The following is a 25,276-nucleotide window of genomic DNA, read 5'->3' on the forward strand; positions in this document are numbered from 1 at the left end:
AGCGGCGTTCGGGTCTGTCGACTCCACGGAGTGCGGGCATCACCGATCTCGTGCCCACGCATCCGTGATTCGGAAAGGATGCACTGTGGCGGAAAGTAAGCGGACGATGCGCGCGGCGCGATTTCATGCGGATACGAAAACCAATGTGGTGGAGGATGTTCCGATCCCCGAGCCGGGTCCCGGTGAGGTCCTGGTCAAGGTCGCATTCTGCGGCATCTGTCATTCCGACCTGAGCCTGCTCGACGGTACCTTCCCGGCGATGCTGCCGGTGGTGACCCAGGGGCACGAATCGTCGGGCACCATCGCCGCGCTGGGTCCCGGCGTCCAGGGCTGGCAGGTGGGCGACCGGGTGATCCCGTCCGCCGGCAAACCGGACATGAAGTGCCGCAACTGTCGTCGCGGCGACTTCACCAATTGTCTGAACATCCAGCTGATGGCCTTCGCCTACGACGGCGCCTGGGCCGAGTACACGGTGGCGCAGGCGGGTGGGCTCACGAGGGTGCCCGACAACGTTCCGCTCGAGCAGGCGGCACTGTTGGCCGACGCGGTCTCCACGCCGTTCGGCGCCGTGGTGGGGACCGGCCAGGTCAAGGTCGGCGAGTCCGTCGGAGTGTGGGGTGTCGGCGGGATCGGCACGCACATCGTGCAACTCGCGCGCCTGGTCGGGGCGGTCCCCATCATCGCCTTCGACATCAATCCCGTGGTCCGTGAGCGGGCCCTCGAACTCGGCGCCGACTTCGCATTCGACTCGCGTGACGAAAACCTGCGGGAGAAGGTGAGGGAGGCTACCGGCGGCAAGATGCTCGACGTCGCGTTCGATGCGGCCGGCCTCAAGGTCACCTCCGAGCAGGCCCTGAGCTGCCTGGACGTCGGCGGCCGGCTGGTGGTTGTCGGCATGAGCGGACAGGACGTCTCGCTGGGATCGACCGCGGCGTTGGTGCTGTCCAAGAAGCACGTCATGGGGCACCTCGGCTACAACGTCGCCGACATCGAGACGCTGGCCCAGCTGGTGTCGCGCGGACGCCTGGACCTGTCCCGGTCGGTGAGCGAGATCATCCCGCTCGAGGATGTCGCGAAGGGCATCGAGAAGCTGCTGGGCCACGAGGGGAGCCCGATCCGAATTCTCGTGCAGCCCTGAGTATCGGTCCCGTGCGCCGGATTCTGTCGGTGCCCGGCAGTAGCGTCGGCGCATGGGATACGAAATTCAGATCACAGTCGATTCGAAGGACCCGCACCTGCAGGCCAAGTGGTGGGCGAACGCGCTGGGCTGGCAGGTCGAGCCCAGCGACGAGCAGTTCATCCGAGGTCTCGTGGCGGCCGGTCACGCGCAGGAGTCCGACACCCTGGTGTTCGAGGGCGTACTCGTCTGGAGGGAGGGCGCGGCGATCCGCGACCCCGAGCATCCGCAACGCCCGCGAATGCTCTTCCAGTTGGTTCCGGAGAGCAAGTCGGTGAAGAACCGGCTGCACCTCGATCTCCGCGTGGGGGATCGTCGCGAGGAGGTGGCGACCGAACTCGTCGCCGCCGGGGCGTCGATCCTCCACCGCGGGCAGCAGGGGCCGAGCATCTGGATCACGATGACGGACCCGGAGGGCAACGAGTTCTGCGTGAGCTGAGCGGTCAGGCGGTCAGTCAGTGGCTTCCATGGGGCGCGAACGACAGACCCACCCGCAGGGCGCCGGCCGCCTCGAGCAGCGCGTCGACGCCGGCGCGACCGTAGCCGGTGAGGTTCACGAAGGCGTGGACCAGTCCGCGGTGGACGCGCAGGGTCGTCGGCACCCCCGCTGCGCGGAGTCGCTCGGCGTACTCGAGGCCCTCGTCCCGCAGCACGTCGAAGCCCGAGATCGCGACGTAGGCGGGCGGCAGCCCGGTGAGGTCCGCGGCGAGGATCGGTGATGCGCGCGGATCGGTGCGGTCCTGTTCGTCGGGAACGTAGTGGCCTGTGTACCAATCCATCTGGGCTTCGGTGAGGAAGAAGCCGTCACTGAACAACCCGTACGACGGCCGCTTGGCCGTCATGTCCAGCCACGGGAAGAACAGCATCTGGAACGCCGGCCGGGTCGCGTCGGCGCGGGTGATCTGGGAGACCACCGCGGCGAGATTGCCGCCGGCGCTGTCACCGGCCACCGCAACACGGCCCGGGTCGATGCCGAGCGTGGACGCGTTCTGCACCGCGAAGCGGAATGCGGCCACCGCATCGTCCGCCGCGGCGGGAAACGCGTGTTCGGGCGCCAGTCGGTAGTCCACCGCCAGTACCGCGATCTCGGCGTGCCGGGCGAGGAACCGGCACAGCGAGTCGTGGCTGTCGAGGCTGCCGAGAACGAAACCGCCACCGTGGAAGTACACGAGGAGCGGCGCCGCCGCGGGCAGGCCCGCCGGACGGTACAGACGCGCGGGGATCGGTCCCGCGGGACCGGGAATCGTCACGGTCTCCACCGACGCCATCGGGATCGGGCGCCCGCTGACCAGCCTTGCCTCCATGTCGATCTGGGCACGGGACTGCTCGAGGGGCAGTTCCTCGAAGTCCGAGTCCGGGATCAGCGCGAGCATGCGCAGCATCAACTGGATCTCGGTGTTCAGTTCCTGGCCGTCGACCCGGATCGGACGGCCGGCGAGGGCCCGCTGGATCGGGGAGGGCAGCGAGCCGGCGATCGTGGCCGCGGTGCGGACCGCCGATTCGAGCAGCGACTCCAGCAGTGTCGTCTTCATCGATGTTGGTCCTCTCACGGCGGGGCCCGAACGTCCGGCGTGCGGGTCTGCAAGCGAAGTCTGTCAACTGACCGACTTGGAAACAAGGGTGAAAGTGGACATCGGTCGAGTCGGCACATTCATTGCGCTTAACTCTGGTCCCCGGCGGGACCGGACACTACGCTGCCGACAACATTTGTGCGATGGTCGGGAAGGGTTGCAATGCCATACGTTTCGGTCGAACAACGACGCAGAGACCTGATCGATGCAGCGATCCGCGTGACGGCCGACGTGGGGCTGGCAGCCGCCAGCACCCGGGCGATCTGCGCCGAGGCCGGCGTGCAGCAGAGCGTGTTCCACTACTGCTTCTCCTCGAAGGAGGAGTTGCTGCGAGAACTCACCCGTGAGGTGGTCGCGGGGATGGTCGAGACCGCGGTCGCGACCCTGCCACCCGGTGTCGACGTCCGGGAGTCGATCCACAAGGGGCTCTACGGGTTGTGGCGGATGGTGAGCGTACAGCCCGAGAAACAGTTGGTGTTCTACGAATTGACGGTCGGGGCACTGCGTGAACCCAATCGCAGCGACATCCCCGAGTGGCAGTACCGCGAGTACTACGCGTCGACCGGCACGTTCCTCGAGCGGCTCGCGGAGACTGCGGAAATCGAATGGACCGTACCGATTCCCGTGCTCAGTCGGATGGTTACGACGGCCATCGACGGTCTCATCCTGGGATGGTTGGCAGACCGCCGGGCCGACGAGGTGGAGGCGTCGCTCGAGGCGTTCGCCGAGATGTTCGCCGGGCTGGCGGTTCGGCCCGTGGTGGTCGCCTAGCCGTGTTCTGGGAACGTTGTGATCAAGCTGTCGTGCAGCAGGATTCGGTCGGTGCCGCGACTGTTGCTGTTGCGGGTCGTGACGTTGTTGACGAGAAGGTGCGTACATGCGAGCTCAGCTTGCTGGTCAACGTCCGTATGCGGCGAGGAAGACATCCACGCCCTCAGTAACAACGTGCTCGATATCGGTTGCGGAGGCGATTGAGTTGACCGTGCCGGCGGTGAGTTGGATCAGGTGAACGGCAGCGATCTGGCCATCCTCCACCCTCAGTAGGCGTTGGCTGCTCATGACGAGTAGATGTTCGGCGATGGCGGACCGGACGCGCTCCGGACCGGCATGGCGCCACGCCGCCAGGACGTCCGGGTCGATGTGATCGGCGTCGGCGGCCACCTGCCGGATCATGGCGAAGTGGGACTGCGATGCCGGATCCGGTGTCGCCCAAGCGACACCGAACGCGATCAGGTCACGGCGGAGGTCCGCGATGCGGCCGAGTAGCCGATCCGCCAGTGCGATCTCACGCTCGGCGACGCGGTTGGCGCTGTCGAGGATGACCGCCAGGAACAGCGCTTCCTTGCTGCCGTATCGGTTGTAGATCGTCCGAGTGGAGACGCCGGCCTCGGTCGCCAACGACTGGATGCTTGCCCTGCTGTAGCCATCGCGCGCAAATACGCGCAGGGCTCCGTCGAGCAATGCCCGCTCCTTGTAGCCACTCACACTAGACCTCCCAATCGGGTACAACGAGCATTGTACTAAGTGCAATGTTCGTTGTACTTTGGGTGCATGGATACCCATACCGCAACCACGTCCGTACCCCGAATCGCCGTCATCGTCGGATCCACCCGCCCCCACCGGCGGGCGAGACTCGTCGCCGACTGGGTGCACGAGAACGCTGAAGAACACCTTCGTGGGCGCGCCAAGGTCGAGATGGTGGATCTCGCCGAGTACCACCTGCCTCTGTTGGACGAACCGGTGCCCGCCGCCATTGGCGCCTACGCGAAGCCGCACACTCGTCGCTGGGCCGAACGGATCGCTACCTACGACGGTTTCGTGTTCATCACTCCCGAGTACAACCACTCGTTTCCGGCCGCGTTGAAGAACGCCGTCGATTTTCTGTTCTCGGAGTGGAACGACAAGGCGGCGGGCTTCGTGAGCTACGGCCTCAATGGCGGTGTGCGCGCGGTCGAACATCTGCGCCTGACGCTCGCCGAGGTCAAGATTGCGTGTGTCCGCAGCCAGGTCGCGCTCAGTCTCTTCACGGACTTCGACCTCCCGGAAATTCAGCAGCCGGGCCGGCTCACTCCCGCGCCCCACCACGAGGAGATTCTCGAGCGGATGCTCGAAGAGGTCGCGGACTGGTCCGAGGCACTGGGCGCGCTTCGAGCGGGGCGCAGGCCGTGACCTCGGCGGCGGTGAGCGGCGCCGGAGAGCAATCCGATCGTATCGATGCACGGACGTGGCGGCTGTGCTGGGTGATCGTGCTCGGCGCGTTCGCGAGTGGCCTGGATGCCTCGATCGTCAATGTCGGCATGGACTCGATCAGCCATGCGTTGGGATCTTCGCTGGCGGCCACGCAATGGGTTGCGAGCGGTTACCTGCTGGCTCTGGCTGTCTCTCTTCCACTGGCGGGATGGCTCGCCCGTCGCTTCGGCAGTAGGCGACTGTGGCTGGCATCCCTCGCGGCTTTCACTGTGGCGTCCATCGGGTGCACCGCTGCGCCCACAATCGAGCTCCTCATCGTGGCGCGCGTGCTCCAAGGCCTCGCCGGAGGTGTCCTCATTCCGACCGGCCAAACTGTCCTGGGTCAAGCAGTCGGACCCGACCGTCTGGGGAGGGTGATGGGCACCCTCGGCATCGCCGTCAGCGCGGCGCCCGCAATCGGGTCCCTATTGGGTGGATTCATCCTGCATAGCGCCGCCTGGCCGTATCTCTTCCTGATCAACATCCCCATTGGTGTGGCCGGGCTCCTACTGGGTAACCGCCTGCTCCCCCGAGACGTCGGATCATCGACGACCTCCCCGATACACCGGACCGGGCTCGGGCTGATCAGCGTCGGGCTCCCCGCCCTGGTGTTCGCGGCCAGCCGGTGGGGAGACGCCGGCCAATTGGCCCCCGACATCGTCGCGGCCGCAGGTTTCGCGGCCCTCGCGTTGACGGCGTTTGTCGCTGTCACCCTCACATCCACCCATCCGCTACTCAACCTCAAGATGTTCCGGGTGCCAGGATTCCGTGCCGGTGCCGTGACCGCGTTCTTCTCGGGAGCGCTGATCTTCGGAAGTGGTGTCCTGTTCGCCCTGTACTTTCAGGTCGGTCGCGGGCAGACACCACTCGATGCCGGGGTCAGCCTCCTCGGCTTCGCAGGCGCAACTGCGGTCACTGCCCCGATCACCGGCCGCTGGATCGACCGCAGCGGTCCCAGTCGCGTGGCGCTCGCCGGTGGTGTGCTGGCTGCAGCCACCATCACAGTTCTGACGGCTCTGCCCTTGAATGCGCCGATCTGGGTGCTCCAACCCCCACTCATCGTCTTCGGCGCTGCTGTCAACATGGTGGCGATGCCGGCTGGCATCACTGCCTACAAGTCCGTCAGCGCTACGCATCTCCCCGACGCGATCGCCCAGATCAACATCCTCCAACGTATCGGCGGATCCCTCGGCGGAGCGATCTGCGCGGTACTCGTCGCCAGCAATCAGACAGGTCTCGCAGCAGCTTTCACTCGCGCCCATCTGGCGCTTCTGGTCGCTTCCCTGGGAGCCACCACCGGAGCTTGGCTCATCTACCGCGCAACAAGACCAGCCCGGACCCCACAACCATCGGACAAGGATCACTGGTGACGAGATTGCAAGCAAACGCACCACTGTCAGTCGAGGGACGCAGGCTGCTGATCGAGCGATGCAAAACCAGACCGATCGCACACGTCGCCGCGGAAATGGGCATCTCGCGTGCCTGCGCGAGCAAGTGGGTGGGCTCGGCGGTCGATGGCTTCTCCCGCCTCGCCTACATCGAATCACTGCCCGATGAGAAGTCAGTCACCGCAATCGGTTTCATGCACCGCGCCCGCGCATTCTTCACAGCCCACGGGCATCCTGCACATTCAGCGGATCGTCACCGACAACGGCAGCTGTTATCGGGCCAAGGACTTCGCCAAGGTCCTCCACAGGCCACACTCTGCCGTCGGCGACCGTCCGCCGACCTCGAAACTCCACGTTCGGTGTAACCAACGTCCTGGCTTCATACAACTAGCCGGACTTGTCGGTCACGAGTCGGTAGATCACGTAGACGCAGAACCAAGTCGTCATCAGAACGGCGAGTGCGAGGAGAGCTTCGATCACAATCGCGAGCATGGTTGCCTCCAGGGCATCGGTTGGATTGTGGACTCCGGATGTGGTGTGTGCTGTGGACGGTGCCGGAAGGCCGTGAGACTGGTGGGGCGGAGTCGCGACCACGTGTGCATTCACGACCTCAGTCCCTTCCCGAAACGGCCTCCGATACCCCTGTGGCAGCCGACGCTAGATCCCCGAATCCGATATCTCCAATGCATTCAAACCATCGACCTAATGCATTTACGCTATGGGCGTGACCCTGGATCAATTGGCCTGCTTTGTTGCAGTCACGAGAAGTGGGCATTTCACCCGGGCAGCCGACGAGGTCGGCATCGCTCAGCCGTCCCTCAGCCGCCAGATTGCCGCACTCGAAAAGGATGTCGGCACCCGACTGTTCGACCGAGGGGCGGGAACCGTCACACTCACCGATGCCGGCGAAGCACTGCTGCCCGTCGCTATTCGCATGCTCGAAGACCGCGCGGAGGCATATCGGCAGATCGCGGAACTCAACGGATTGATCAAAGGCAGGCTCCGGCTGGGGGCGACCCCAAGTCTGTGCATCAGCCTTGTCGCCGACGTACTCAGCCAGTTCCATGCGAAGTACCCCGGCATCGAGCTACACCTCACGGAGGCCGGATCGCGCACCCTCGTAACCAAACTCGATCAGGGCGAGCTCGACCTGGCGCTGGTTGTCGCGGAACGAACCGACAAGGGGTCCGGACTCGTCCTGACACCCCTCCTGAGCGAGGAACTTGTGATTGTCTCCTCTGCGAGCAAACCACCGTTGACATCCCACCATTCGATGACGCTCGCGGAGCTCGCCAACGAAGGACTCGTGGCATGTCACGACAACTACGACCTGCGCGTCACCGTCGACCACGCCTTCGCCACCGCTGGACTGCAAACGCACACCGTCGTGGAAGGTGCCGAATTGGATGCAGTTCTACGATTCGTCGCCCACGGAATAGGGGTGAGCGTCGCACCCATGATGGCGGCCCTCCACTACCCGGGCTTGAGGATTACGCGCCTGACCGCACCACAACTGACTCGCACTGTCAGCCTCGCGCACCGCTCGAACCTGGCTCCGACTCGCGTGTCCGCCGCGTTCCACGCCCTGCTCGACGACGCGATCGCTGAAAACACCGCTCGAGCGATCGCGTCGTTCTCGCCGGCATCGTCGTAGTGTGTGGGCGTCAGGGGGAACGACTTTCACGGCATCTTCGGAGATCCCAGCAGCGCCTCGGTTAACCTGTCTTGATGTTCCTCACCAGGATCGTCGCCGGGCGCATGCCGAGTCGGTTGTTGTCTGTGTTCGTACGCAACGCGGAACTGTTGAAATTCCTGACAGTGGGATCGATCGCGTTCGTCGTCACGTGCGTGCTGTTCTTCGGTTTGAAGTGGACGATCCTGGACGGCAAGCCGGTAACAGCCAATGTTGTGGCGGTGCTGCTGGCCACCGTGCTGTCATACGTCCTCAATCGAGAGTGGGCATTCACCGCCCGCGGAGGTCGAGAGCGTCGGCACGAGGCAGCCCTGTTCTTCGTCGTAGCAGCTGTCGGGCTGGTGATCAACCAGCTACCGCTGGCGGTGTCGCGGTATGTCTTCGCTCTCCAGACACCACATGTGTCGCTGGTCGTGGAGAACCTTGCCGACTTCATCAGCGCCATAATCGTGGGCACCCTCCTCGCGACAGTGTTCCGTTGGTGGGCAATGCGCAAGTTCGTGTTCCCGGATCCTGTGACGCCGCAACAGGAGTGTGACGAACCGGTGCTGGAAGCCGGACGCTGACGTCGTCGCCGCAAGCGGCATCGGGGCCGGGGCCGCGGGGGATTCAGTATCGCCTGGCTGTACGACGCGATGAATTCCGTGGCCGGCCCGGGTCAGTACCCGGTGGACACGGGAGCACCCCCGTGCCGTGAATCGAGGAGGCGCGGTCCACATGATCGTCATCGAGGTAGGCCGACCACGCCACGGGAACTGCTCACTTCCCGTCGGACCGGGGACCGGCGGGGCAGCCGACCGGAAGTTACCCTGCAGGGCAGGTGATCCCGATCTGTGGTTCGCCGAGTCGCCGGCCGATCTCGAACGTGCCAAGGGGCTGTGTGGGGGATGCGCTGTCCGTTCCCGCTGTCTGAGTGACGCGCTCGATCGCGCCGAGCCGTGGGGTGTGTGGGGTGGTGAGATCTTTCGACAGGGGGTTGTCGTCGCCCGCAAGCGGTCCCGAGGTCGACCGCGCAGGAACACGGTGGTCGGATGCAGTCGAGTCGGAAGGTCGGGTGTCTCTCACTGCGGTGGCGACTCGGGATCGAGCGGCATCGTGTCGGCGTCCCCGTCCCGAACGGATCGGCGGTAGCGGTCGAGGTACTCGTCTTCGAGTTCCTGCGCGGCGGATTGTCCCTCCCATCGGTCCGGCACGGGAACGCCGTCGTGGGTGCAGCGGGTGCGCCGCGCGGCATCCAGGCTGGGCAGGGAGCCGCGAAACTCGCACCGGTCGAACGTGGTCAGCGGCGAGACGGTGACCCCGTCGAACGTGCAGTCCACGAAGCGCCCGCCGATGAGCGTGGCGTCGGTGAGGTCGGCCGCGTCGAGGGAGCACCGCTCGAACACGGTGTTCTCGCCGAGGGTGAGCTTCCGGAGCGACGCTCCGGTGAAATCGCAGTCGACAAGTCGACGCCCGATCCGCGACTTCGAGAGGCGGGCCGAGCGGAAGCTGCATCGCTCGAATAGTCGGTCCAGCAGGCTGTCCGCCGCCGAGATCCTGTCGAAGCAACTGTCTCGGACCTCCGTCTCGAAGACGTGCAACCGTCCCCGTGCGTGACTGAGATCGAGACGCTCCACGGACAGGTGCCTGATGGACAGATCGTCCACGGTCCCCGGCGTCAGGCCACGCAGGTCCAGCAGGCCCTGCGGTGTGGTGCCCTGTGGCGACGCGATCAGGTGCGGACCCCGGACGATGCGGGCCTGCAACTCCAGTTGCCGCCGCACGTCGGCCAGTTGATCCGGGTCCCACCGGCGGCGAAGCACCGCAGCGCTTTCGCCTGCACTCCTGCGCGTCGTCACGCGCCCACTATAGGAGTCGGAGCGGGATCTAGCGGTAGGCGCCGGGCGTCGATCCGGTCCAGCGTTTGAACGCGCGGCGGAAGGCGCTGGGCTCCGAGAAGCCGAGGCGGGTCGAGAGTTCGTCGACGGGTTCGCCGCGTCGCAGCGCGGCGATGGCGGCGTCGCGCAGCACTTCCTCACGAAGGGTGTTGAGCGAGGTGCCCTCCTGGCGCAGCAACCGGCGCAGGTGCGGCACGCTGATGGAGAGCATTTCCGCGATCTCCTCCGCGGTGCACGTCCGCCCGCGCACACCCATCTCCAGGACCCGGCGGACCTGTGCGGACGCGGTGCTGTCGTAGTCGCGTGCGGAGAGAAGGAGATTCGGCGACTCGCGCAGGTACTCGGCGAGGCTCTGCTCGTCCTGGATGAGCGGCGCGCGCAGGATCGCGTTGTCGAACTCGAGTGAGGCCACGCTCGCGTCGAACGTGACGGGGACACCGAAGATGGTGTCGTAGTGCTTCGCGAACTGAGCCTCGGGCTGCGGGTAGGGGATGAGCACGGACCGCAGCTTGACGCGCCGGCCCACCAGCCAGGCTGCGAACCGGTGCAGCAGGATCAGTTCGAAGTCCGTGACCAGCCGGAAGGCCTCGTCGGCGAACTCGGGGGAGACGGCGCCGTCGCGGACCTCGACGCGTACCTCGAGACGGGTCGACTCGTCGCCGGGGACGAGGGTGAGTGGCGGCACCGGCAGCGCCCGTGTCACGTCGGCCATCCGTTCGAGGGCACTACCGAGATCGGGTCGGTGGATCAGCGACAGGCAGATCAGCCGGAACGTCCCGCGCGGCACCGGCGACACGCCGATACCGAACAGTTCGTCGTCGGTGAGTTGCCACGTGGCCTGGGTGAACGCCGTGACCTGCTCCGGTGTCAGTCGGGTGCGGGGATCCTCGAGCGAGGCCACGTCGATCCCCGAAGCCTCGAGCATGCCGGCCAGGTCGGCCCCGGCCGTTTTGGCGAGATGCAGCGCACGACGGAGGAAGTCTGCCGGGATCGTTGCCAGACTCACCGCGGCACCTCGAGCCGGCGCAGGCGCGACACCGCCTCCGACAGCACGTCCTCGCGCTTGCAGAACGCGAAGCGCACCAGGTGATTCCACTGATCGGGGCGGTCGGTGAACGCACTGATCGGCACCGCCGCGACCCCCACCCGCTGCGGCAGCGTCCGGCAGAACTCGACGCCGTCGCGGGTACCGAACGCGCTGATGTCGGCGCACAGGAAGTACGTGCCGCCGCCCGAATAGACGTCGAATCCGGTGTCCCGCAGCGCCGTCGCGAGCAGATCGCGTTTGCGCTGCAGTTCGTCGCGCATGGACCGCACCCATGCCTGCTCGTGCTCGAGCGCGTACGCGACGGCGGGCTGGAACGGGCCGCCGGCGACGAACGACATGAACTGCTTGGCGGCGCGGACGGCGTCGATCAGTTCCGCGGGCCCGAGCGCCCAGCCGGTCTTCCAACCGGTGACGTTGAACGTCTTCGCGGCGCTCGATACGGTGACGGTGCGCTCGTACATCCCCGGCAGCGACGCCATCGGGGTGTGCGTGCGGCCGTCGAAGACCAGGTGTTCGTACACCTCGTCGCTGATGACCAACAGGTCGTGCTCGCACGCCAGTTCGGCGACCGCCATCAACTCGGCCTCGGTGAGCACCGTCCCGGTGGGGTTGTGCGGCGAATTGACCACCAGCATCCGGGTGTTCGGGGTGATCGCGGCCCGCAGGGCGTCGAGGTCGAGGGCGAAGCTGTCGCCGTCCCGCACCATCGGCACGGCCCGGCGGACCGCCCCGGCCAGCGCGACGGCGGCGGCGTACGAGTCGTAGTACGGCTCGATCAGCACCACCTCCTCGCCGGGCTCGACGAGCCCGAGGATCGCGGCACTGATCGCCTCGGTGGCGCCGACGGTGACCAGGACCTCGGAGTTGGGGTCGTGCGAGATGCCGTACCGGACGGCGCGGTCGGCGACGATGGCCTGCCGCAGCACCGGCATGCCCGGACCCGGCGGGTACTGGTTGAGGCCGTCCGCGATGGCACGGCGCGCCGTCTCGAGCATCGCCGCCGGGCCGTCGGTGTCCGGGTAGCCCTGGCCCAGGTTGATCGCGTCGTGCTCGGTGGCCAGCGCTGTCATCTCGGCGAAGATGGTGGACGCGAACGGTTGCAGTCGCGAGACGGTGCGGGAACGTGGCGCTGCGGGCATTTGTCCAGCGTAGCGGCGTGGACGTCGTCGAACGAACTCGGTGTGTCACGTTCTCGGGTGCTGCATCGTCCTAGGGGTGGACGGGCGCGCACCGGCGCCCGACGACGGTCGAGACCACGGAGGAGATCATGCCTCGTATTGCCCCTGTGTCCCCGCAGGAAGCCGGCCCCCTGATCAAGGCCGCGTACAAGTACGTGGGTCGCCGGTACGGCGAGGTGCCCGAGCCCTTCGCGGTGGTCGCCAACCATCGCAAGCTGTTCGCGGTGTCGGCCGCTCACGAGATGGGCGCCCAGAAGGCCTCGACCGTGCTGCCGCCCAATGTCCGCGACATCGCGGTGTACCGGGTGGCATGGACCGTCGGCTGCTCGTGGTGTATCGACTTCGGCACGATGCTCCAGCGGTTCGAGGGACTGGACGTGGAGCGCCTGCAGCACATCGCCGACTATGCGGACTCGCCCCTGTACACCGAGGACGAGCGGATCGCGATCGCGTACGCCGACGCCATGACCGAGACTCCCACGACCGCGACCGACGAGCAGGTGGCCGAGCTCGAACGGCGGTTCGGACGCGACGGCGTCGTGGAGCTGACCTACCAGATCGGGCTCGAGAACATGCGGTCGCGGATGTACTCGGCGCTCGGCATCCACGACCAGGGGTTCGACTCCGGCGATGCGTGCCGGGTGCCCTGGGCGACGGATCAGGGGACGGCGGATCGGGAACGGAAAGCCTGATCCCGCGCAACTTCTCGCGGTTCGCGATGTCTTGGGCGGCCCACACCCTGCCATCGCCGGCCGTGAACGCGGTGACCAGCCCCGGAGAACCGGGGTGGACGTCGTCGCCGGGGGAGCCGTGGCCGAGGACCCCGGTTGGTCGTCGACCGATACGGGTGCAGCGCGGCGACGACCGCGTCGAGGTCGCCGGCCGCCATCGCGGAGAGCAGTCGGGTGACGACCTCCGCGTGCGCGGCATCGGGGACCGGCGGCGGTGCGGCGGCGACCGCGCGCCGGGCGCGGGACGCGAGCTGCCGAGCGGACGGAACGTTCACCGACAGCACGCCCGCGATCTCGTCGAACGGCACCGCGAAGCCGTCGTGCAGGACGAACGCCACCCGCTGGGCGGGGGAGAGGGCGTCCAGCACGACCATCGCCGCCATACGGTTTGCTTCTTGCCGGACAACCGATTCCAGTGGATCCGGCGGGTTCGACGGCGTCAGGTCGGTGCCGATCGGCTCGGGCGGCCACTGTCCGACGTACCGTTCGCGGCGCGCCGTCGCCGACCGGAGGCGGTCCAGGCAGATTCGGTCGACGACGGTGGTCAGCCACGCGCGCAGGTCGCGGATGGCCGCGGTGTCGGCAGCGGCCAGTCGAAGCCAGGCGTCCTGCACGGCGTCCTCGGCGTCGCTCACGCTGCCGGTGAGGCGGTACGCCGCGGACAGCAGGTGGCTGCGGTGCGACTCGAACGACTCCGCGAGTGGCGCGACGCTCATGCCGTGATCCTACGTCCGCCCCCATGTTGGACAAATGTCCACTTTGTAAGCCCGATCACATTAATGTGAACATCGGTAACGGCTACCGCTAGCGTGTTGTCCGGGTAACAGCAGGGCGGTTCCGGTGATCTCGCCGACATGCTTTGAGTGGCGAGTGGTGGAGGGCCGTCGACGTTGAACACGGTGTCGAAGCTGGCCAGGTGGCAGCTGAGCGCGTTCGTGGTGCTCGCGATCCTGAGCGTGATCTTCGTGGGCGGACGCTATGTTCGGCTCGACAACCTGATGGGTTTCGGGCAGTACTCCGTCTACGTGGACCTGCCGTCGTCGGGTGGCATCTTCACCAACGCCGAGGTGACGTACCGGGGTGTGCCGGTGGGCCGGGTCGGCGACCTCACGCTCACTGCCGACGGGGTCCGGGTGGAACTGCACCTCGACAACGACGGGCCGGACGTGCCCGCGTCCGCGGCGGCGGTGGTCGCCAACCGGTCGGCGATCGGTGAGCAGTACGTGGATCTGCGGCCCGACCGAGACTCCGGGCCGTACCTGCGGGACGGGTCGGTGATCGACGTCGACGACGCCGCAGTCCCGATCCCGGTCGAGGACCTCATCGCATCGGTCGACTCGCTCGCGCGATCAGTCCCGACCGACAGCCTGCACGCCGTCGCGACCGAACTCGGGAAGGCGTTCGACGGCCAGGGCGACAACCTGCGGACCGTCGTCGACTCGCTGGCCGACTTCACCCGCGTGGCCTCCGCCGCGTTGCCGCAGACCCTCGACCTCGTGTCCGACGGTCGCACCGTGCTCGACAGCCAGGCGGACCAGGCGTCGTCGATCCGTTCGTTCAGTTCCGACCTCGACGCGCTCACCGCGCAGTTGCGCTCGAGCGACCCGGACGTGCGCCGGCTGATCGGCACCGGCGCCGCCACCAGTGAGCAGGTGGGGGCGCTGGTCCGTGACAGCGGCGCCGACCTCACCGAGGTGCTGTCGAACACCCGGCAGATCGTCTCGCTCGCGCCGGGGCGCGAGGCCTACCTGCGGACCGCGCTGCAGTTGCTGCCGGCGCTGCCGGTGGCGGCGCGTGCCGTGGCGCCGGGCGACGGCACCATCCACTTCGGCCTCGTCCTCGAGACCAACAACCCGCCGGCGTGCACCCTCGGCTACGAGAGCACCCACGAGACGCTCGCCGAGATGAAGCGTCGCGACCCGGACTTCGGCGACACCCGCGACGACTTCCCGTTCTCCTCCGATGTCCGGTGCCTCGTCCCGCAGGGTAGCGCCACCGGTGTCCGCAACGCCGAGCGTGCGGTGCTCGCCGACCCGACGGTGTCGCAGCCGTGGGACGCGAAGCCCAAGCAGGCCCCGGATGCGTTGAACCTCAACCCGATTGCGTCCGTGCTCGCGACCGTCATGGGCATCGCTCCGCCGCACTGATGACCCGATCCGTGAACGGGACACAGTGGGAAATGCGGAACCGGCCTGCGAAATCCGCCGATGTGCGAGAGACTGAGCTGACCCCCTAGTAGGAGGTCACCTCGTATGGAACTCCGATCGAACGGGTCTCTACCCGGGGAAATTCGTCCAGCCTTGTTGCAGGACTTCGATCTTCGGAGGTCGAACACGATTCCGGCCGTGCTGTGGTGGGTCGTTCTGATGCTCATGGTTGCCGCGGTGCCGGCTGTCGCGACGGTTCTGCTGATGGGTTCGGTGACCCTCGCAATGACAATGGCTCTCGTTACCGTCGGCGGGGTCGGCCTTGCGGCGCTGATGATCTGACGACGTCACCATCCGAATTGGGGTGGGGTGAATCCCATCAGTGCAATTCATTCGGCGGCCCGGCCGAGACCAGTGCAACCAATTGGTTGTTCGATGCCGGAGCGTGGCGCTCACAGTGCGATCGAGTCGAGTCCGTCCGCCTCTATGCCGATGGAGGCTCGATCCAAGGTCGCGTCGAGGACCCGGAAGAGTCGCTCGGCGTCACCGGCCGGCCAGTTTTCTGGAAGCAGCGACATCGGCAACAGTGGGTCGGTCTGTGTGATGGAGAGCCACTCGGCCTGGACCCGGATTCGGGTGGCGAAGGCATGTTCGCGACTCGATCCGGACGTTTCGTCGTTCTGCCACCGCGACGTGAACCCGGTATAGCGGGCAGCGATCTCGTCGAGGTCGAATGCCGAGGTCACGAGCGCTTCGTCGGTGGTGGGCGGGAGGACCCGCCCGACCATCACGGTGAGGTCCACGTCGGCGAACTCGGGGCCGAGGATCGTCGCTACGTTATGCCGGCGGGGTGCCACCCACAGTCCAGAGGCGGTGTTCCCGAAGCCGGCCCAGCTCAGTCGCGACCGTGCCCGGTGGCGAAGATGGCGCGAGTCCTCGGGCACCGACAGCGCGACCGTCGTCCACACGCCGTCCCAGTCCGCGCCACCCATGCTGCGCCAGATCTTCTTCGAGCCTTCCTCGAACACTGACGTTCCGTGTTCGGTGAGGGCGTAGTAGGTCTTGCGACCCACCTTGTGCCGCTCCAGCAGGCCTCGGTCCGTCATTCGGGCGAGCAGCGACCGAGTGGCCGACTGGCCGACATCCAGCCAGCCGAACAGCTCGACAAGGGACGCGCCACTGATGGCGATCGGTTTCCAGAGAAGGTGCATTCCAAGGAACGCGAGAAGGAGCGACTTGGGGGTGATGTCGACCTTGTCGACGGGCTCTGCAGTGAGGTTATACCGCATGCCGTGGAGTCTAGTTGTCGCCTACTGGGGGTGGCCCGCCAAGTCAATTGCAACTCATCTTATTGACGCAACGCAATGAAGATGCATAGTATTCGGCCCGTCAGATGAGTGAGGTGGATCACGGTTCGGCCCGGATTCGCCGTCCGTTCAGAGCACTCCCAGTGAGGTTTTCCCATGGATCAGAGCTATCCCGAGGCTGCAAAGGATCCGGCGATGCTCAAGCGCGCCGCCGCATCCAGCTTCCTCGGCAGCGTCATCGAGTACTTCGACTTCTTCGTCTACGCCACCTGCGCTGCGGTGGTCTTCAAGGACGTCTTCTTCTCCAACATGAGCCCGCTGGCGGGCACCCTCGCGAGCCTGGCCACGTTCGCTGCGGGCTACCTGGCGCGGCCCTTCGGCGGTGTCATCTTCGGCCACTACGGCGACCGACTCGGCCGCAAGCGGATGCTCGTTCTGACAATGTCGATCATGGGCATCGCCAGCGCCCTCATCGGCGTCCTGCCCACGTACGCCACGGCCGGAGCGATCGCACCGATCCTGCTCGTGCTTCTGCGCGTGGTCCAGGGCATAGCGCTGGGCGGCGAGTGGGGCGGCGCGGTACTGATGTCGGCGGAGCACGCAGATTCCCGACGCGGCTTCTGGGCAAGTTTCACCAACGCGGGTGCCCCGACTGGCACGCTGATCTCCACCGTCGTCATCACCTCGACCATCGCGATCCTGGGCAACGACGCCTTCGTCGAGTGGGGCTGGCGTCTGCCGTTCCTGTTCAGCCTCCTGCTTCTCGTGCTCGGTCTCGTGGTCCGTGCCAAGGTCGACGAGTCGCCCGAGTTCATTGCAGCCACCGATCGCGCGCCGGACACCGGCATCCCGCTGCTGCGGCTGCTCAAGGCGCAGCCCAAGGTGCTGTTCCTCTCTGTCGGAGTCGGGCTGGGGGCCTTTGTCTTCCAAGGCGCCTTGACCACCTACTCCATCGCCTACGGCGTACAGTCCGGGGTCCCGCGCCAGGAGATCCTCAACGCGCTCACCATTTCGTCGTTCCTGTCGATCTTCGGCATCATCGGGTGGTCGGCCCTGTCCGACAAGATCGGCCGGCGGCCGATGGTCATCGCCGGCTCCGTCGGCATCATCGCGTGGGGATTCGCGCTCTTCCCCCTGATCGGATCGAAGAGCTTTCCGTTGATCGTCCTCGCCATGGTGGTCGGCCAGGCGATCGTCCACCCGATGGTCTACGGCCCCCTCGCCGGCCTGTACACGGAGCTGTTCAGCACCGAATACCGATACACCGGAGCTTCGCTCGGTTATCAGCTCGCCGGGATCGGTGCGGGTGTCTCCCCGGTACTGTTCGCCGAGATCATGCGCTCGAACGGCGGCACGAGCACCCTCGGGCTGTCTGCGGTCATCGCACTGACCGCCCTGGTGAGCATCGCCTGCATCATCAAGCTCGGTGAGACCAAGAACCGAAGACTCTCGCGCGTCGCCTCCGACGGGGCTGACACGCAGTCCGTCGCCGCCGATGTATCCGCGGCGGGGGTGGCGTGATGCGGGGCGGCTACCGTCCGGGCCTGGCCACACTGTCCGAGCGGCGGGCTCGGATGAGCGGTGACTCGGTGGCGCTGGTCTACCGGGACACCGCGCTCAGCTACCGCGAGGTCCACAACCGCGTCCTCGTCCGGGCCGCACAGCTCGCGCGGTGCGGGGTGGGACAGGGGGACCGGGTCGCCTATCTGGGTCCCAACCACCCGGCATTCGTCGAAACGATGCTCGCGGTGGTCCGGCTCGGGGGCGTCTTCCTTCCGCTCAACCACCGCCTCTCGGCTCCCGAGCTGGACTACCAGCTGACCGATGCCGGGGTCTCTGTGCTCCTCGTCGCCCCCGAGTCGCGGGCGACCGCGGGTTCGCTAGGAGTCGACGGCGTCGTCGTCGAGGACGTGGTGTGGTCGACCGAATCGGTGGATACGCCCGGTGATCCGATCGGCGCCGCCGAGGTCGGCGGGCACGATCCCGCCTTCGTCCTGTACACCTCCGGCACGACGGGTCGTCCGAAGGGCGCGATCCTCACCCACGAGAACCTGTTGTGGAACAGCTTCAACCTCCTCCTCGATCTCGACGTCGCCTCCGACGAGGTGACCCTGGTGTCGGCTCCGCTCTTCCACGTGGCGGCGCTCGACCAACTGGTGCTGACGGTGTACCTCAAGGGCGGTACCAGCGTCCTCGTCCCGAAATGGGAAGTCGATCTCGCCTTCGATCTCATCGAACGTCACAGGGTCACGTGGATGTTCGGCGTCACCACGATGTACGCCGACCTCGCGCAGTCGCCGCGCTGGCCGCAAGCCGACCTGAGCTCCATCCGTAGCGTCATGTCGGGCGGTGCGCCGATCCCGGTGCATCTCATCGACACCTACCGGGCGAAGGGTGTCACCTTCTGTCAGGGGTACGGCCTCACCGAGACCGCGCCCGGCGCAACCTTCCTCGCTCCCGGGGACGCGGTCCGCAAGGCCGGTTCGGCGGGACAGCAGGTGATGTTCGACGAGGTCAAGATCGTCGACGACATAGGTGTGGAGTGCCCCCGCGGCACCGCCGGCGAGGTGATCATCCGGGGCCCCAACGTCACGCCCGGCTACTGGCGGAACGACGCGGCGACCGCTGCGGCCTTCACCGCCGGCGGCTGGTTCCACTCCGGCGACATCGCGTACATGGACGACGACGGGTTCGTCTTCGTCGTCGACCGCATGAAGGACATGTACATCTCGGGCGGTGAGAACGTCTACCCGGCCGAGGTCGAAAGCGTGCTGTTCCAGCACCCCGACGTTCTCGAGGCCGCGGTCGTCGGCGCCCCGGACGACCGTTGGGGCGAGGTGGGTCATGCCCACGTCGTCCGGCGGGAGGGCTCGGATCTCGACCGGGACGCCCTCCTGGCCTTCGCGACCGAGCGACTGGCCCGGTACAAGGTCCCGAAACTGGTGTCGTTCGTTCCTGCCCTACCTCGCACCGGCTCCGGAAAGGTGCGCAAGCAAGACCTCCGCGCCGGCACCGCGCTCGGCGCTCACTCCGATTCCGTACAACAGATCTGCACGATCAGCAAGGCGATGAATTGATATGACCACCGCCATCTCCGAATCCCTCGTCTTCGACCAGCGCGGCGACATCGGCATCCTCACCCTGGATCGACCGCACAAGCGAAATGCCCTCGACGACAAGACCGTTCTCTCCCTCGGCGACTTCTTCCGGACGCCCCCCGAGGGTGTGCGTGCCATCGTCCTGACCTCGTCCGGCGATCACTTCTGCGCCGGCCTCGACCTCTCGGAGCTCTCGGACCGGGACGCCGTCGCCGGACTCCATCACTCCCGTATGTGGCACAAGTCGCTCGGCGAGATGGCGGGCGGCACGATCCCCGTGGTCGCGGTCCTGCGCGGTGCGGTCGTCGGTGGCGGACTCGAACTCGCCAGCGCCGCGCACATCCGAGTGGCGGAGCGAAGCGCGTTCTTCGCGCTGCCGGAAGGACAGCGCGGGCTGTTCGTGGGCGGCGGGGCCTCGGTGCGGGTTCCGCGGTTGATCGGCGTCGCCCGGATGCAGGACATGATGCTCACGGGTCGGGTCCTCACCGCAGACGAGGGCGAACGTGTCGGCCTCGCAACCTATCTCGTCGACAACGGTGGTGGCGACAACCTGGCCTGCGAGCTCGCCGAGAAGATCGCCTCGAACTCTCCTGTCACCAACTACTCGGTGATGCACGCCCTTCCACGGATCGCCGAGGTCGGCCCGGACGAGGGGCTGATGATGGAGTCGCTCATGGCCGCCGTCGCGCAGTCCAGCCAGGAAGCCAAGCATCGGATGAACGAGTTCCTCACCGGCCGTGGGCCAAAGGTCCGCACCGCGGACGGAGGGGCGAACTGATGGCGGCGATCCTGCGGTCCGTGCCCGCCGACGCCCGGGACACCACGCGGGTCGGGGCCTTCATGGACTGGCTCGGAGCCGAGCGCGGTGTGCGGGTGGAGAACTGGGACGACCTCTACCGGTGGTCGGTCGAGGACGTCGAGGGATTCTGGGCGGCGATCTGGGACCATTTCGGCGTCGTCACCCACCGCCCGTACCGCCAGGTGCTCGAGGCCCGGGTGATGCCCGGCGCGCGGTGGTTCACCGGCGCACTCCTCAACTACACCGAGCACTCTCTCGGAACCGAAGTGGACCTGGACGCGGTCGCCGTGGTGGCCACGTCGCAGACCCGCGCCGACATCACGATGACCTTCGGTCAACTGCGCGACGAGGTCCGCCGCGTGCGGGCCGGCCTCGTCGACCTCGGGGTGGGCCGCGGCGACCGGGTCGCCGGCTACCTGCCCAACGCCCCCGAGGCGCTCGTCGCGTTCCTCGCCACGGTGAGCCTCGGCGCGATCTGGGCGGCATGCGCACCCGAGTTCGGCGCCCACAGCGTCGTGGACCGGTTCGGTCAGATCGGCCCCAAGGTGCTGTTCGTCGTCGGCGGCTACACATACGGATCCAAGACCGTCGATCGTCGTGACGAGGTCGCCCACATCCGCGAGAATCTCCCGGGGGTCTCCACGGTGGTCTCGGTCGCCTACGGCGAGCACGTCGTCACCGACGACGTCGTGGCCTGGAACGACCTCGGGCGCGGTGAGGCCGGTGCACCGGGGTCGATGCCCGATGTCGAGCCGGTCCCGTTCGACCACCCGCTCGTGGTGCTGTTCTCGTCCGGCACCACCGGCAAGCCCAAGGCCATCGTGCACGGCCACGGCGGCATTCTGCTCGAGACCCTCAAGAACCACGCCCTCCACTTCGATCTCGGGCCTGGGGACACGTTCTCCTGGTTCAGCACCACGGCGTGGATGATGTGGAACTCCCTGGTCGGCGGACTGCTGGTGCGGTCGTCGATCGTCATGATCGACGGCAACCCCATGTACCCGGACTCGGGTCACCAGTGGCGGGTGGCCGCTGAGACCGGGGCGACGGTGATGGGCATGAGCCCGGGCGTGGTCATGGCGTGCCGACGCGAAGGTCTCGATCCCGCAACCGAATTCGATCTCTCGGCCGTCCGGCAGTTCGGCGCCGCCGGCAGCCCGCTGCCGCGGGAGGGCTACGAGTGGATCTCCGACCGCTTCGGCCCCGGCGTGCTCCTCAACGTCGGTAGCGGCGGCACGGACGTGTGCACCGGCATCATCCAGGCCTCGCCGATGACCCCGGTCTACGCGGGCGAGATGTCCGGGCCGAGCCTCGGTTTCGCGGCAGCCGCGTACGACGGGGACGGCAACGAGGTGGTCGGTGAGCTCGGCGAACTCGTCATCACGCTGCCGGTGCCGTCGATGCCGGTGAAGTTCTGGGGCGACGACGACGGCTCCCGATACCGAAGCGCATACTTCGACACCTATCCGGGGGTGTGGCGGCACGGCGACTGGATCCGCTTCGACCCGGAGGGCGGTGCAGTCATCACCGGCCGGTCCGATGCGACCCTCAACCGTGGTGGTGTCCGGCTCGGCACCGCCGAGTTCTACCGCGTGGTCGAGGAGCTGCCCGGCATCGCCGACTCCCTCGTCGTCCACCTCGAGGGCGCCGACGGCGGGATGGGCCGCCTGGTCCTGTTCGTCGTCACCGACCCCGGCGTGGAGGTCGACGACGCGCTGAGGAGGACCGTCTCGACGACTCTGCGAACGGCGCTGTCGCCGCGGCACATCCCGGACGAGATCCATCCCGTCGCGGTGGTGCCGTACAACCGGACCGGGAAGAAGCTCGAGATCCCGGTCAAACGGATCCTTCTCGGGGCCTCGCCGGACAGCGTCGCGGCACCCGGTTCGCTGGCGCAACCGGAGGCCCTCGACGCGTTCGTCGCGTGGAGCGTCACGGGAGCGATCGGATGAGCGCCCCGGCTGCGGCGCAGATCCGGACCGTCGCGGTGATCGGGACCGGCGTCATCGGCGCGGCGTGGGTGGCAGGCTTCCTCGCCGCCGGTCTCGACGTCGTCGCCACCGACCCGGCCGACGGAGCCGAGGCGCGGCTCCGGTCCTATCTCGACGAAACCAGCGATCTCGTCACCGAACTCACCGGATCCGCGGTGTCCGAGCGTGGTGAGCTCCGGTTCGTCGCGACCGCCGCCGAGGCTGCGCGCGACGCCGATTTCGTCCAGGAGAACGGCCCCGAGAGACTGGACGCGAAGGGTGCGCTGCTCGCGGAGATCGACGCCGCGGCGCGCCCGGGCGTGATCATCGCGTCGTCGACGTCCGGTCTCGAGCCGAGCGCGCTGCAGGCCGCGTGTTCGGTCGATCCCGGCCGTGTGCTGGTGGGCCACCCGTTCAACCCCGCGCACATCATTCCGCTCGTCGAGGTGGTACCGGGCGGGGCCACGCCGCCCGAGACGGCGCAGGTGGCGCTCGACTTCTACCGCCTGGTCGGCAAGAAGCCGATCCTCGTCCGCGCCGAGATCCCCGGGCACGTCACCAACCGGTTGCAAGCCGCCCTCTGGCGCGAGGCCTACTCGCTGGTGGACCGCGGTGTGGTATCCGTCGCCGACATCGACACCGCCATCTCGAACGGGCCGGGACTGCGCTGGGCCATCATCGGACCACTTACCGCACAGCACCTTTCCGGTGGGAAGGGCGGCCTGCGGCATCTGCTGGAACACCTGGGCCCACCCACCCAGAAGTGGATGGACGACCTCGGGACGCCGCAGCTCACCCCGGAACTCGCCGACAAACTCGTCGCCGGCATGGACGACGAGATGGCGGGGGTAGACCAGGCAGGCCTGGTCGCGGACCGCGACCGATTGCTGGTCGACATCATGCGACTCAAACGCGCCGGCCGAAACCTGCCCTGACAGTTCCCACCCGATCCACAGAGGATTAACGATGTACTCTCCCGCAATCGATCTCGACGCCATCACCGCCATCGACGTGCACACCCACGTCGAAGCGGACGGTGCGCACCACTGCTCGCTCGACCAGGAACTGCTCGACGCCTCGGCCAAGTACTTCAAGCCCGGGGTCAACCGCACGCCCACCGTCGACGACCTCGCCGAGTACTACCGCGAGCGCAACATGGCCGCCGTGGTGTTCACCGTCGACGCGCGCACCGCACTCGGCGGGCACCCGCCGGTCTCCAGTGAGGAGATCGCGGCGAAGGCCGCCGAGCACCCCGACGTCCTGATCCCCTTCGGATCCGTGGACCCGCACGACGTCGGCACTGCCGTCGCCCGGATCACGACCCTGGCGAGGGACTACGGCGTTCGGGGCATGAAGTTCCACCCCAGCCTGCAGGGATTTCTGCCCAACGACCCGATCTACTACCCGATCTACGAGGCGTGCGCCGAGCACGGGCTCGTGACGCTCTTCCACACCGGGCAGACCGGGATCGGTGCCGGTCTGCCAGGTGGCCGCGGCATCAAACTGCGGTACTCGGACCCGATGCTGCTCGACGACGTCGCAGCCGACTTCCCGACGCTGACGATGATCCTCGCCCACCCCTCGGTCCCGTGGGTCGACTCCTCGATCTCCATGGCCACCCACAAGGCGAACGTGTACGTCGACCTGTCGGGTTGGTCGCCGAAGTACTTCCCGCCGCCGCTCGTTCGCAACATCAACTCGCTGCTCAAGCACAAGGCGCTCTTCGGATCCGACTATCCGGTGCTGACGCCGGATCGGTGGATGGCCGACTTCGCGGAACTGGGCATCAAGGACGACGTCATGCCCCTGGTGATGAGGGAGAACGCTATCCGGGTGCTCGGACTCGACCGACCCACGGGGCGGTGATGCAGCGGTGAGGACGAGTGCCGAGGCCGAATGGCTCCTCGACGACGAGCACCGGGACCTCCGGGAGATGGCCGCCGAGATAGCGAATCGTCAGGTGGCGCCGCACGCCGCCGCGGTAGACGAGTCGGGAGAGTTCCCGGAGCGGTCACTGGCGGCGGTGACCGCGAGCGGGTTGCACGCGATCGGCATCCCCGAGGCGTACGGCGGGCAGGGCGGAGACCACCTCGCCTCCGCGATCGTCGCCGAGGAGATCGCCCGCGCGTGCGCAACTACGCAGCAGGTCGCCGGCGGCAACGAACTCTTCGCCATCCCGCTCCTGCTCGCGGGCTCGGAGGAACTCAAGGCCCGGTACCTGCCGAGGATCGCGTCCGGCGAGCATCTCGGGGCCTTCGCGCTGAGCGAGCCCGAGGCCGGCAGCGACATCGCGAGCATCAAGGTCCGGGCCAGGCAGACGGACGGCGGCTGGCTGCTGAAGGGCACGAAGCGGTGGATCACCAACGCGGGCCGTGCCGACGTCTACGTCGTGTTCGCCTCGACCGATCCGGCCGCCGGCGCCAAGGGGATCTCTGCGTTCGTCGTGGAGGCCGCGGACGAGGGGATCGTGTTCGGGGCGCCGGAGCGGAAGATGGGCCTGAAGGGATCTCCGACCCGGGAGGTCACGTTCGAGGACGTGTTCGTTCCCGGCGACCGCATGGTCGGTGAGCCCGGCCGTGGCATGCGCATCGCCCTCGGGACGCTGGACCGGACCCGGACGGCCGTGGCGGCGCAGGCAGTCGGTATCGCACAGGGCGCCCTGGACGCCGCGGTGTCCTACGCGGCCGAACGTGAGCAGTTCGGTTCCCCGATCTCCGAGTTCCAGGGCATCCAGTTCATGGCGGCCGACATGGAGACGAAGGTCCGGGCGTCGCGGCTGCTCACGTGGGCTGCCGCGATCGCCTGCGATCGTGGACACCGGGAGATCGGGTCGGCGGGCGCGATGGCCAAGTGCTTCGCCTCCGACACCGCCATGGCGGTGACCACCGACGCTGTTCAAATCCTCGGTGGCGCAGGGTATGTCAAGGACTTTCCGGTGGAGCGAATGATGCGCGACGCGAAGATCACCCAGATCTACGAGGGAACCAATCAGATCCAGCGGATCGTCATCGCCCGCCACCTCTTCCACGGACGAGCTCGATAGCACACAGAATGGAGCAACCA

Annotated in this window: 25 protein-coding genes and 2 pseudogenes; 20 read left to right on the forward strand and 7 right to left on the reverse strand. The window is 67.2% G+C overall.

All coding sequences use genetic code 11. The features are described 5' to 3' along the window. Nucleotides 1-106: 106 nt before the first annotated feature. Together HUN07_RS05670 and HUN07_RS05675 are read left to right on the forward strand one after the other, a co-directional pair. Nucleotides 107-1,138: a zinc-binding dehydrogenase gene (locus tag HUN07_RS05670; RefSeq protein ID WP_174914471.1), complete on the forward strand. Its 1,032-nt coding sequence runs from the start codon at nt 107-109 to the stop codon at nt 1,136-1,138. A 52-nt stretch (nt 1,139-1,190) separates the two neighbouring features. Beyond that, a complete protein-coding gene (locus HUN07_RS05675; protein ID WP_114720949.1) occupies nt 1,191-1,616 on the forward strand; it encodes a VOC family protein in 426 nt (141 codons plus the stop codon). A gap of 16 nt (nt 1,617-1,632) precedes the next feature. Here HUN07_RS05675 and HUN07_RS05680 read toward each other — a convergent pair whose 3' ends face one another. Next, a complete protein-coding gene (locus HUN07_RS05680; protein ID WP_174908427.1) occupies nt 1,633-2,709 on the reverse strand; it encodes an alpha/beta hydrolase in 1,077 nt (358 codons plus the stop codon). 201 nt (nt 2,710-2,910) lie between these two features. Between HUN07_RS05680 and HUN07_RS05685 the strand changes: the two genes are divergently transcribed. Next, nucleotides 2,911-3,519 carry a TetR/AcrR family transcriptional regulator gene (locus HUN07_RS05685; protein WP_174908428.1) on the forward strand — a complete coding sequence of 203 codons (609 nt, stop codon included), beginning with the start codon at nt 2,911-2,913 and terminating at the stop codon, nt 3,517-3,519. Between the two features lie 126 nt (nt 3,520-3,645). On the opposite strand, the gene HUN07_RS05690 is transcribed toward HUN07_RS05685, so the two are convergent. Beyond that, on the reverse strand, nt 3,646-4,233 hold the full coding sequence (locus HUN07_RS05690; protein ID WP_174908430.1) for a TetR/AcrR family transcriptional regulator: 588 nt from the start codon (nt 4,231-4,233) through the stop codon (nt 3,646-3,648). Between the two features lie 66 nt (nt 4,234-4,299). Here HUN07_RS05690 and HUN07_RS05695 point away from each other — a divergent pair, with 66 nt between their 5' ends. The 7 genes and pseudogenes from HUN07_RS05695 (at nt 4,300) to HUN07_RS05720 (ending at nt 9,189) form a co-directional block, all read left to right on the forward strand. Next, on the forward strand, nt 4,300-4,917 hold the full coding sequence (locus HUN07_RS05695; RefSeq protein ID WP_114720961.1) for an NADPH-dependent FMN reductase: 618 nt from the start codon (nt 4,300-4,302) through the stop codon (nt 4,915-4,917). Then, entirely contained in the window at nt 4,914-6,347 is a 1,434-nt protein-coding gene (locus tag HUN07_RS05700) for a DHA2 family efflux MFS transporter permease subunit (RefSeq protein ID WP_217487187.1), read from the forward strand. Before HUN07_RS05695 ends, HUN07_RS05700 begins: the two co-directional genes overlap by 4 nt. Before the next feature lie 5 nt (nt 6,348-6,352). Then, nucleotides 6,353-6,478: pseudogene (locus HUN07_RS26825) on the forward strand (IS481 family transposase); the annotation flags it as partial. After that, a pseudogene (locus tag HUN07_RS26830) lies at nt 6,479-6,656 on the forward strand (IS481 family transposase); the annotation flags it as partial. A 433-nt stretch (nt 6,657-7,089) separates the two neighbouring features. Continuing rightward, nucleotides 7,090-8,019 carry a LysR family transcriptional regulator gene (locus HUN07_RS05710; RefSeq protein ID WP_174908431.1) on the forward strand — a complete coding sequence of 310 codons (930 nt, stop codon included), beginning with the start codon at nt 7,090-7,092 and terminating at the stop codon, nt 8,017-8,019. Nucleotides 8,020-8,093: 74 nt separating this feature from the next. After that, on the forward strand, nt 8,094-8,624 hold the full coding sequence (locus HUN07_RS05715) for a GtrA family protein (protein WP_254622812.1): 531 nt from the start codon (nt 8,094-8,096) through the stop codon (nt 8,622-8,624). A 151-nt stretch (nt 8,625-8,775) separates the two neighbouring features. Then, on the forward strand, nt 8,776-9,189 hold the full coding sequence (locus HUN07_RS05720) for a WhiB family transcriptional regulator (RefSeq protein WP_174908432.1): 414 nt from the start codon (nt 8,776-8,778) through the stop codon (nt 9,187-9,189). Here the strand turns inward: HUN07_RS05720 and HUN07_RS05725 are convergent. Genes HUN07_RS05725 through HUN07_RS05735 form a run of 3 tightly spaced genes read right to left on the reverse strand, consistent with a single transcriptional unit; the run spans nt 9,120 to nt 12,122 of the window. After that, nucleotides 9,120-9,896 carry a pentapeptide repeat-containing protein gene (locus HUN07_RS05725; protein ID WP_174908433.1) on the reverse strand — a complete coding sequence of 259 codons (777 nt, stop codon included), beginning with the start codon at nt 9,894-9,896 and terminating at the stop codon, nt 9,120-9,122. The two genes, HUN07_RS05720 and HUN07_RS05725, sit on opposite strands and share 70 nt — an antisense overlap. A 28-nt stretch (nt 9,897-9,924) precedes the next feature. Continuing rightward, nucleotides 9,925-10,941 carry an AraC family transcriptional regulator gene (locus HUN07_RS05730; protein ID WP_174908434.1) on the reverse strand — a complete coding sequence of 339 codons (1,017 nt, stop codon included), beginning with the start codon at nt 10,939-10,941 and terminating at the stop codon, nt 9,925-9,927. Beyond that, complete coding sequence (locus HUN07_RS05735) at nt 10,938-12,122, reverse strand: pyridoxal phosphate-dependent aminotransferase (RefSeq protein WP_174908435.1); 1,185 nt, start codon at nt 12,120-12,122, stop codon at nt 10,938-10,940. Before HUN07_RS05735 ends, HUN07_RS05730 begins: the two co-directional genes overlap by 4 nt. A gap of 128 nt (nt 12,123-12,250) precedes the next feature. Here HUN07_RS05735 and HUN07_RS05740 point away from each other — a divergent pair, with 128 nt between their 5' ends. After that, entirely contained in the window at nt 12,251-12,853 is a 603-nt protein-coding gene (locus HUN07_RS05740; RefSeq protein ID WP_174908436.1) for a carboxymuconolactone decarboxylase family protein, read from the forward strand. On the opposite strand, the gene HUN07_RS05745 is transcribed toward HUN07_RS05740, so the two are convergent. Continuing rightward, on the reverse strand, nt 12,820-13,608 hold the full coding sequence (locus HUN07_RS05745; protein WP_174908437.1) for a sigma-70 family RNA polymerase sigma factor: 789 nt from the start codon (nt 13,606-13,608) through the stop codon (nt 12,820-12,822). The genes HUN07_RS05740 and HUN07_RS05745 overlap by 34 nt on opposite strands. Nucleotides 13,609-13,782: 174 nt before the next feature. Between HUN07_RS05745 and HUN07_RS05750 the strand changes: the two genes are divergently transcribed. After that, a complete protein-coding gene (locus HUN07_RS05750; RefSeq protein ID WP_174908438.1) occupies nt 13,783-15,039 on the forward strand; it encodes an MCE family protein in 1,257 nt (418 codons plus the stop codon). 198 nt (nt 15,040-15,237) lie between these two features. Beyond that, on the forward strand, nt 15,238-15,381 hold the full coding sequence (locus HUN07_RS26835; protein WP_254622813.1) for a hypothetical protein: 144 nt from the start codon (nt 15,238-15,240) through the stop codon (nt 15,379-15,381). A gap of 110 nt (nt 15,382-15,491) precedes the next feature. Here HUN07_RS26835 and HUN07_RS05760 read toward each other — a convergent pair whose 3' ends face one another. After that, a complete protein-coding gene (locus HUN07_RS05760; protein WP_174908440.1) occupies nt 15,492-16,328 on the reverse strand; it encodes a PaaX family transcriptional regulator in 837 nt (278 codons plus the stop codon). Nucleotides 16,329-16,502: 174 nt separating this feature from the next. Here HUN07_RS05760 and HUN07_RS05765 point away from each other — a divergent pair, with 174 nt between their 5' ends. The 7 genes from HUN07_RS05765 to HUN07_RS05795 are packed head-to-tail and all read left to right on the forward strand — an operon-like array spanning nt 16,503 to nt 25,256. Beyond that, entirely contained in the window at nt 16,503-17,867 is a 1,365-nt protein-coding gene (locus HUN07_RS05765; RefSeq protein ID WP_174908442.1) for an MFS transporter, read from the forward strand. Beyond that, nucleotides 17,867-19,423 (forward strand): acyl-CoA synthetase, encoded by a 1,557-nt coding sequence (locus HUN07_RS05770; protein WP_174908444.1) that lies wholly within the window; start codon nt 17,867-17,869, stop codon nt 19,421-19,423. The genes HUN07_RS05765 and HUN07_RS05770 overlap by 1 nt, the downstream gene beginning before the upstream one ends. A gap of 1 nt (nt 19,424) precedes the next feature. Next, nucleotides 19,425-20,222, forward strand: coding sequence for a crotonase/enoyl-CoA hydratase family protein (locus HUN07_RS05775; protein WP_174908446.1), 798 nt, complete (start codon nt 19,425-19,427; stop codon nt 20,220-20,222). Continuing rightward, complete coding sequence (locus HUN07_RS05780) at nt 20,222-22,195, forward strand: acetoacetate--CoA ligase (RefSeq protein ID WP_174908447.1); 1,974 nt, start codon at nt 20,222-20,224, stop codon at nt 22,193-22,195. Before HUN07_RS05775 ends, HUN07_RS05780 begins: the two co-directional genes overlap by 1 nt. Next, on the forward strand, nt 22,192-23,148 hold the full coding sequence (locus HUN07_RS05785) for a 3-hydroxyacyl-CoA dehydrogenase NAD-binding domain-containing protein (RefSeq protein ID WP_174908449.1): 957 nt from the start codon (nt 22,192-22,194) through the stop codon (nt 23,146-23,148). Before HUN07_RS05780 ends, HUN07_RS05785 begins: the two co-directional genes overlap by 4 nt. 46 nt (nt 23,149-23,194) lie before the next feature. Then, the gene (locus HUN07_RS05790; protein ID WP_302675487.1) at nt 23,195-24,079 is read left to right on the forward strand and encodes an amidohydrolase family protein; all 885 of its coding nucleotides are present in this window, start codon (nt 23,195-23,197) and stop codon (nt 24,077-24,079) included. A gap of 7 nt (nt 24,080-24,086) precedes the next feature. Next, complete coding sequence (locus HUN07_RS05795; RefSeq protein ID WP_217487188.1) at nt 24,087-25,256, forward strand: acyl-CoA dehydrogenase family protein; 1,170 nt, start codon at nt 24,087-24,089, stop codon at nt 25,254-25,256. Nucleotides 25,257-25,276: the final 20 nt, after the last annotated feature.

The organism is Rhodococcus sp. W8901, from assembly GCF_013348805.1.
Taxonomy (GTDB): domain Bacteria; phylum Actinomycetota; class Actinomycetes; order Mycobacteriales; family Mycobacteriaceae; genus Prescottella.

Excerpts from the sequence above, each read along its gene's own strand:
- HUN07_RS05785 (WP_174908449.1), top strand. The coding sequence starts at position 22,192 with ATGAGCGCCCCGGCTGCGGCGCAGATCCGGACCGTCGCGGTGATCGGG.
- HUN07_RS05720 (WP_174908432.1), top strand. The coding sequence starts at position 8,776 with ATGATCGTCATCGAGGTAGGCCGACCACGCCACGGGAACTGCTCACTT.
- HUN07_RS05695 (WP_114720961.1), top strand. The coding sequence starts at position 4,300 with ATGGATACCCATACCGCAACCACGTCCGTACCCCGAATCGCCGTCATC.
- HUN07_RS05765 (WP_174908442.1), top strand. The coding sequence starts at position 16,503 with ATGGATCAGAGCTATCCCGAGGCTGCAAAGGATCCGGCGATGCTCAAG.
- HUN07_RS05685 (WP_174908428.1), top strand. The coding sequence starts at position 2,911 with ATGCCATACGTTTCGGTCGAACAACGACGCAGAGACCTGATCGATGCA.
- HUN07_RS05760 (WP_174908440.1), bottom strand. The coding sequence starts at position 16,328 with ATGCGGTATAACCTCACTGCAGAGCCCGTCGACAAGGTCGACATCACC.
- HUN07_RS05735 (WP_174908435.1), bottom strand. The coding sequence starts at position 12,122 with ATGCCCGCAGCGCCACGTTCCCGCACCGTCTCGCGACTGCAACCGTTC.
- HUN07_RS05675 (WP_114720949.1), top strand. The coding sequence starts at position 1,191 with ATGGGATACGAAATTCAGATCACAGTCGATTCGAAGGACCCGCACCTG.
- HUN07_RS05740 (WP_174908436.1), top strand. The coding sequence starts at position 12,251 with ATGCCTCGTATTGCCCCTGTGTCCCCGCAGGAAGCCGGCCCCCTGATC.
- HUN07_RS05670 (WP_174914471.1), top strand. The coding sequence starts at position 107 with ATGCGCGCGGCGCGATTTCATGCGGATACGAAAACCAATGTGGTGGAG.
- HUN07_RS05770 (WP_174908444.1), top strand. The coding sequence starts at position 17,867 with ATGCGGGGCGGCTACCGTCCGGGCCTGGCCACACTGTCCGAGCGGCGG.
- HUN07_RS05775 (WP_174908446.1), top strand. The coding sequence starts at position 19,425 with ATGACCACCGCCATCTCCGAATCCCTCGTCTTCGACCAGCGCGGCGAC.
- HUN07_RS05715 (WP_254622812.1), top strand. The coding sequence starts at position 8,094 with ATGTTCCTCACCAGGATCGTCGCCGGGCGCATGCCGAGTCGGTTGTTG.
- HUN07_RS05780 (WP_174908447.1), top strand. The coding sequence starts at position 20,222 with ATGGCGGCGATCCTGCGGTCCGTGCCCGCCGACGCCCGGGACACCACG.
- HUN07_RS05745 (WP_174908437.1), bottom strand. The coding sequence starts at position 13,608 with ATGAGCGTCGCGCCACTCGCGGAGTCGTTCGAGTCGCACCGCAGCCAC.
- HUN07_RS05680 (WP_174908427.1), bottom strand. The coding sequence starts at position 2,709 with ATGAAGACGACACTGCTGGAGTCGCTGCTCGAATCGGCGGTCCGCACC.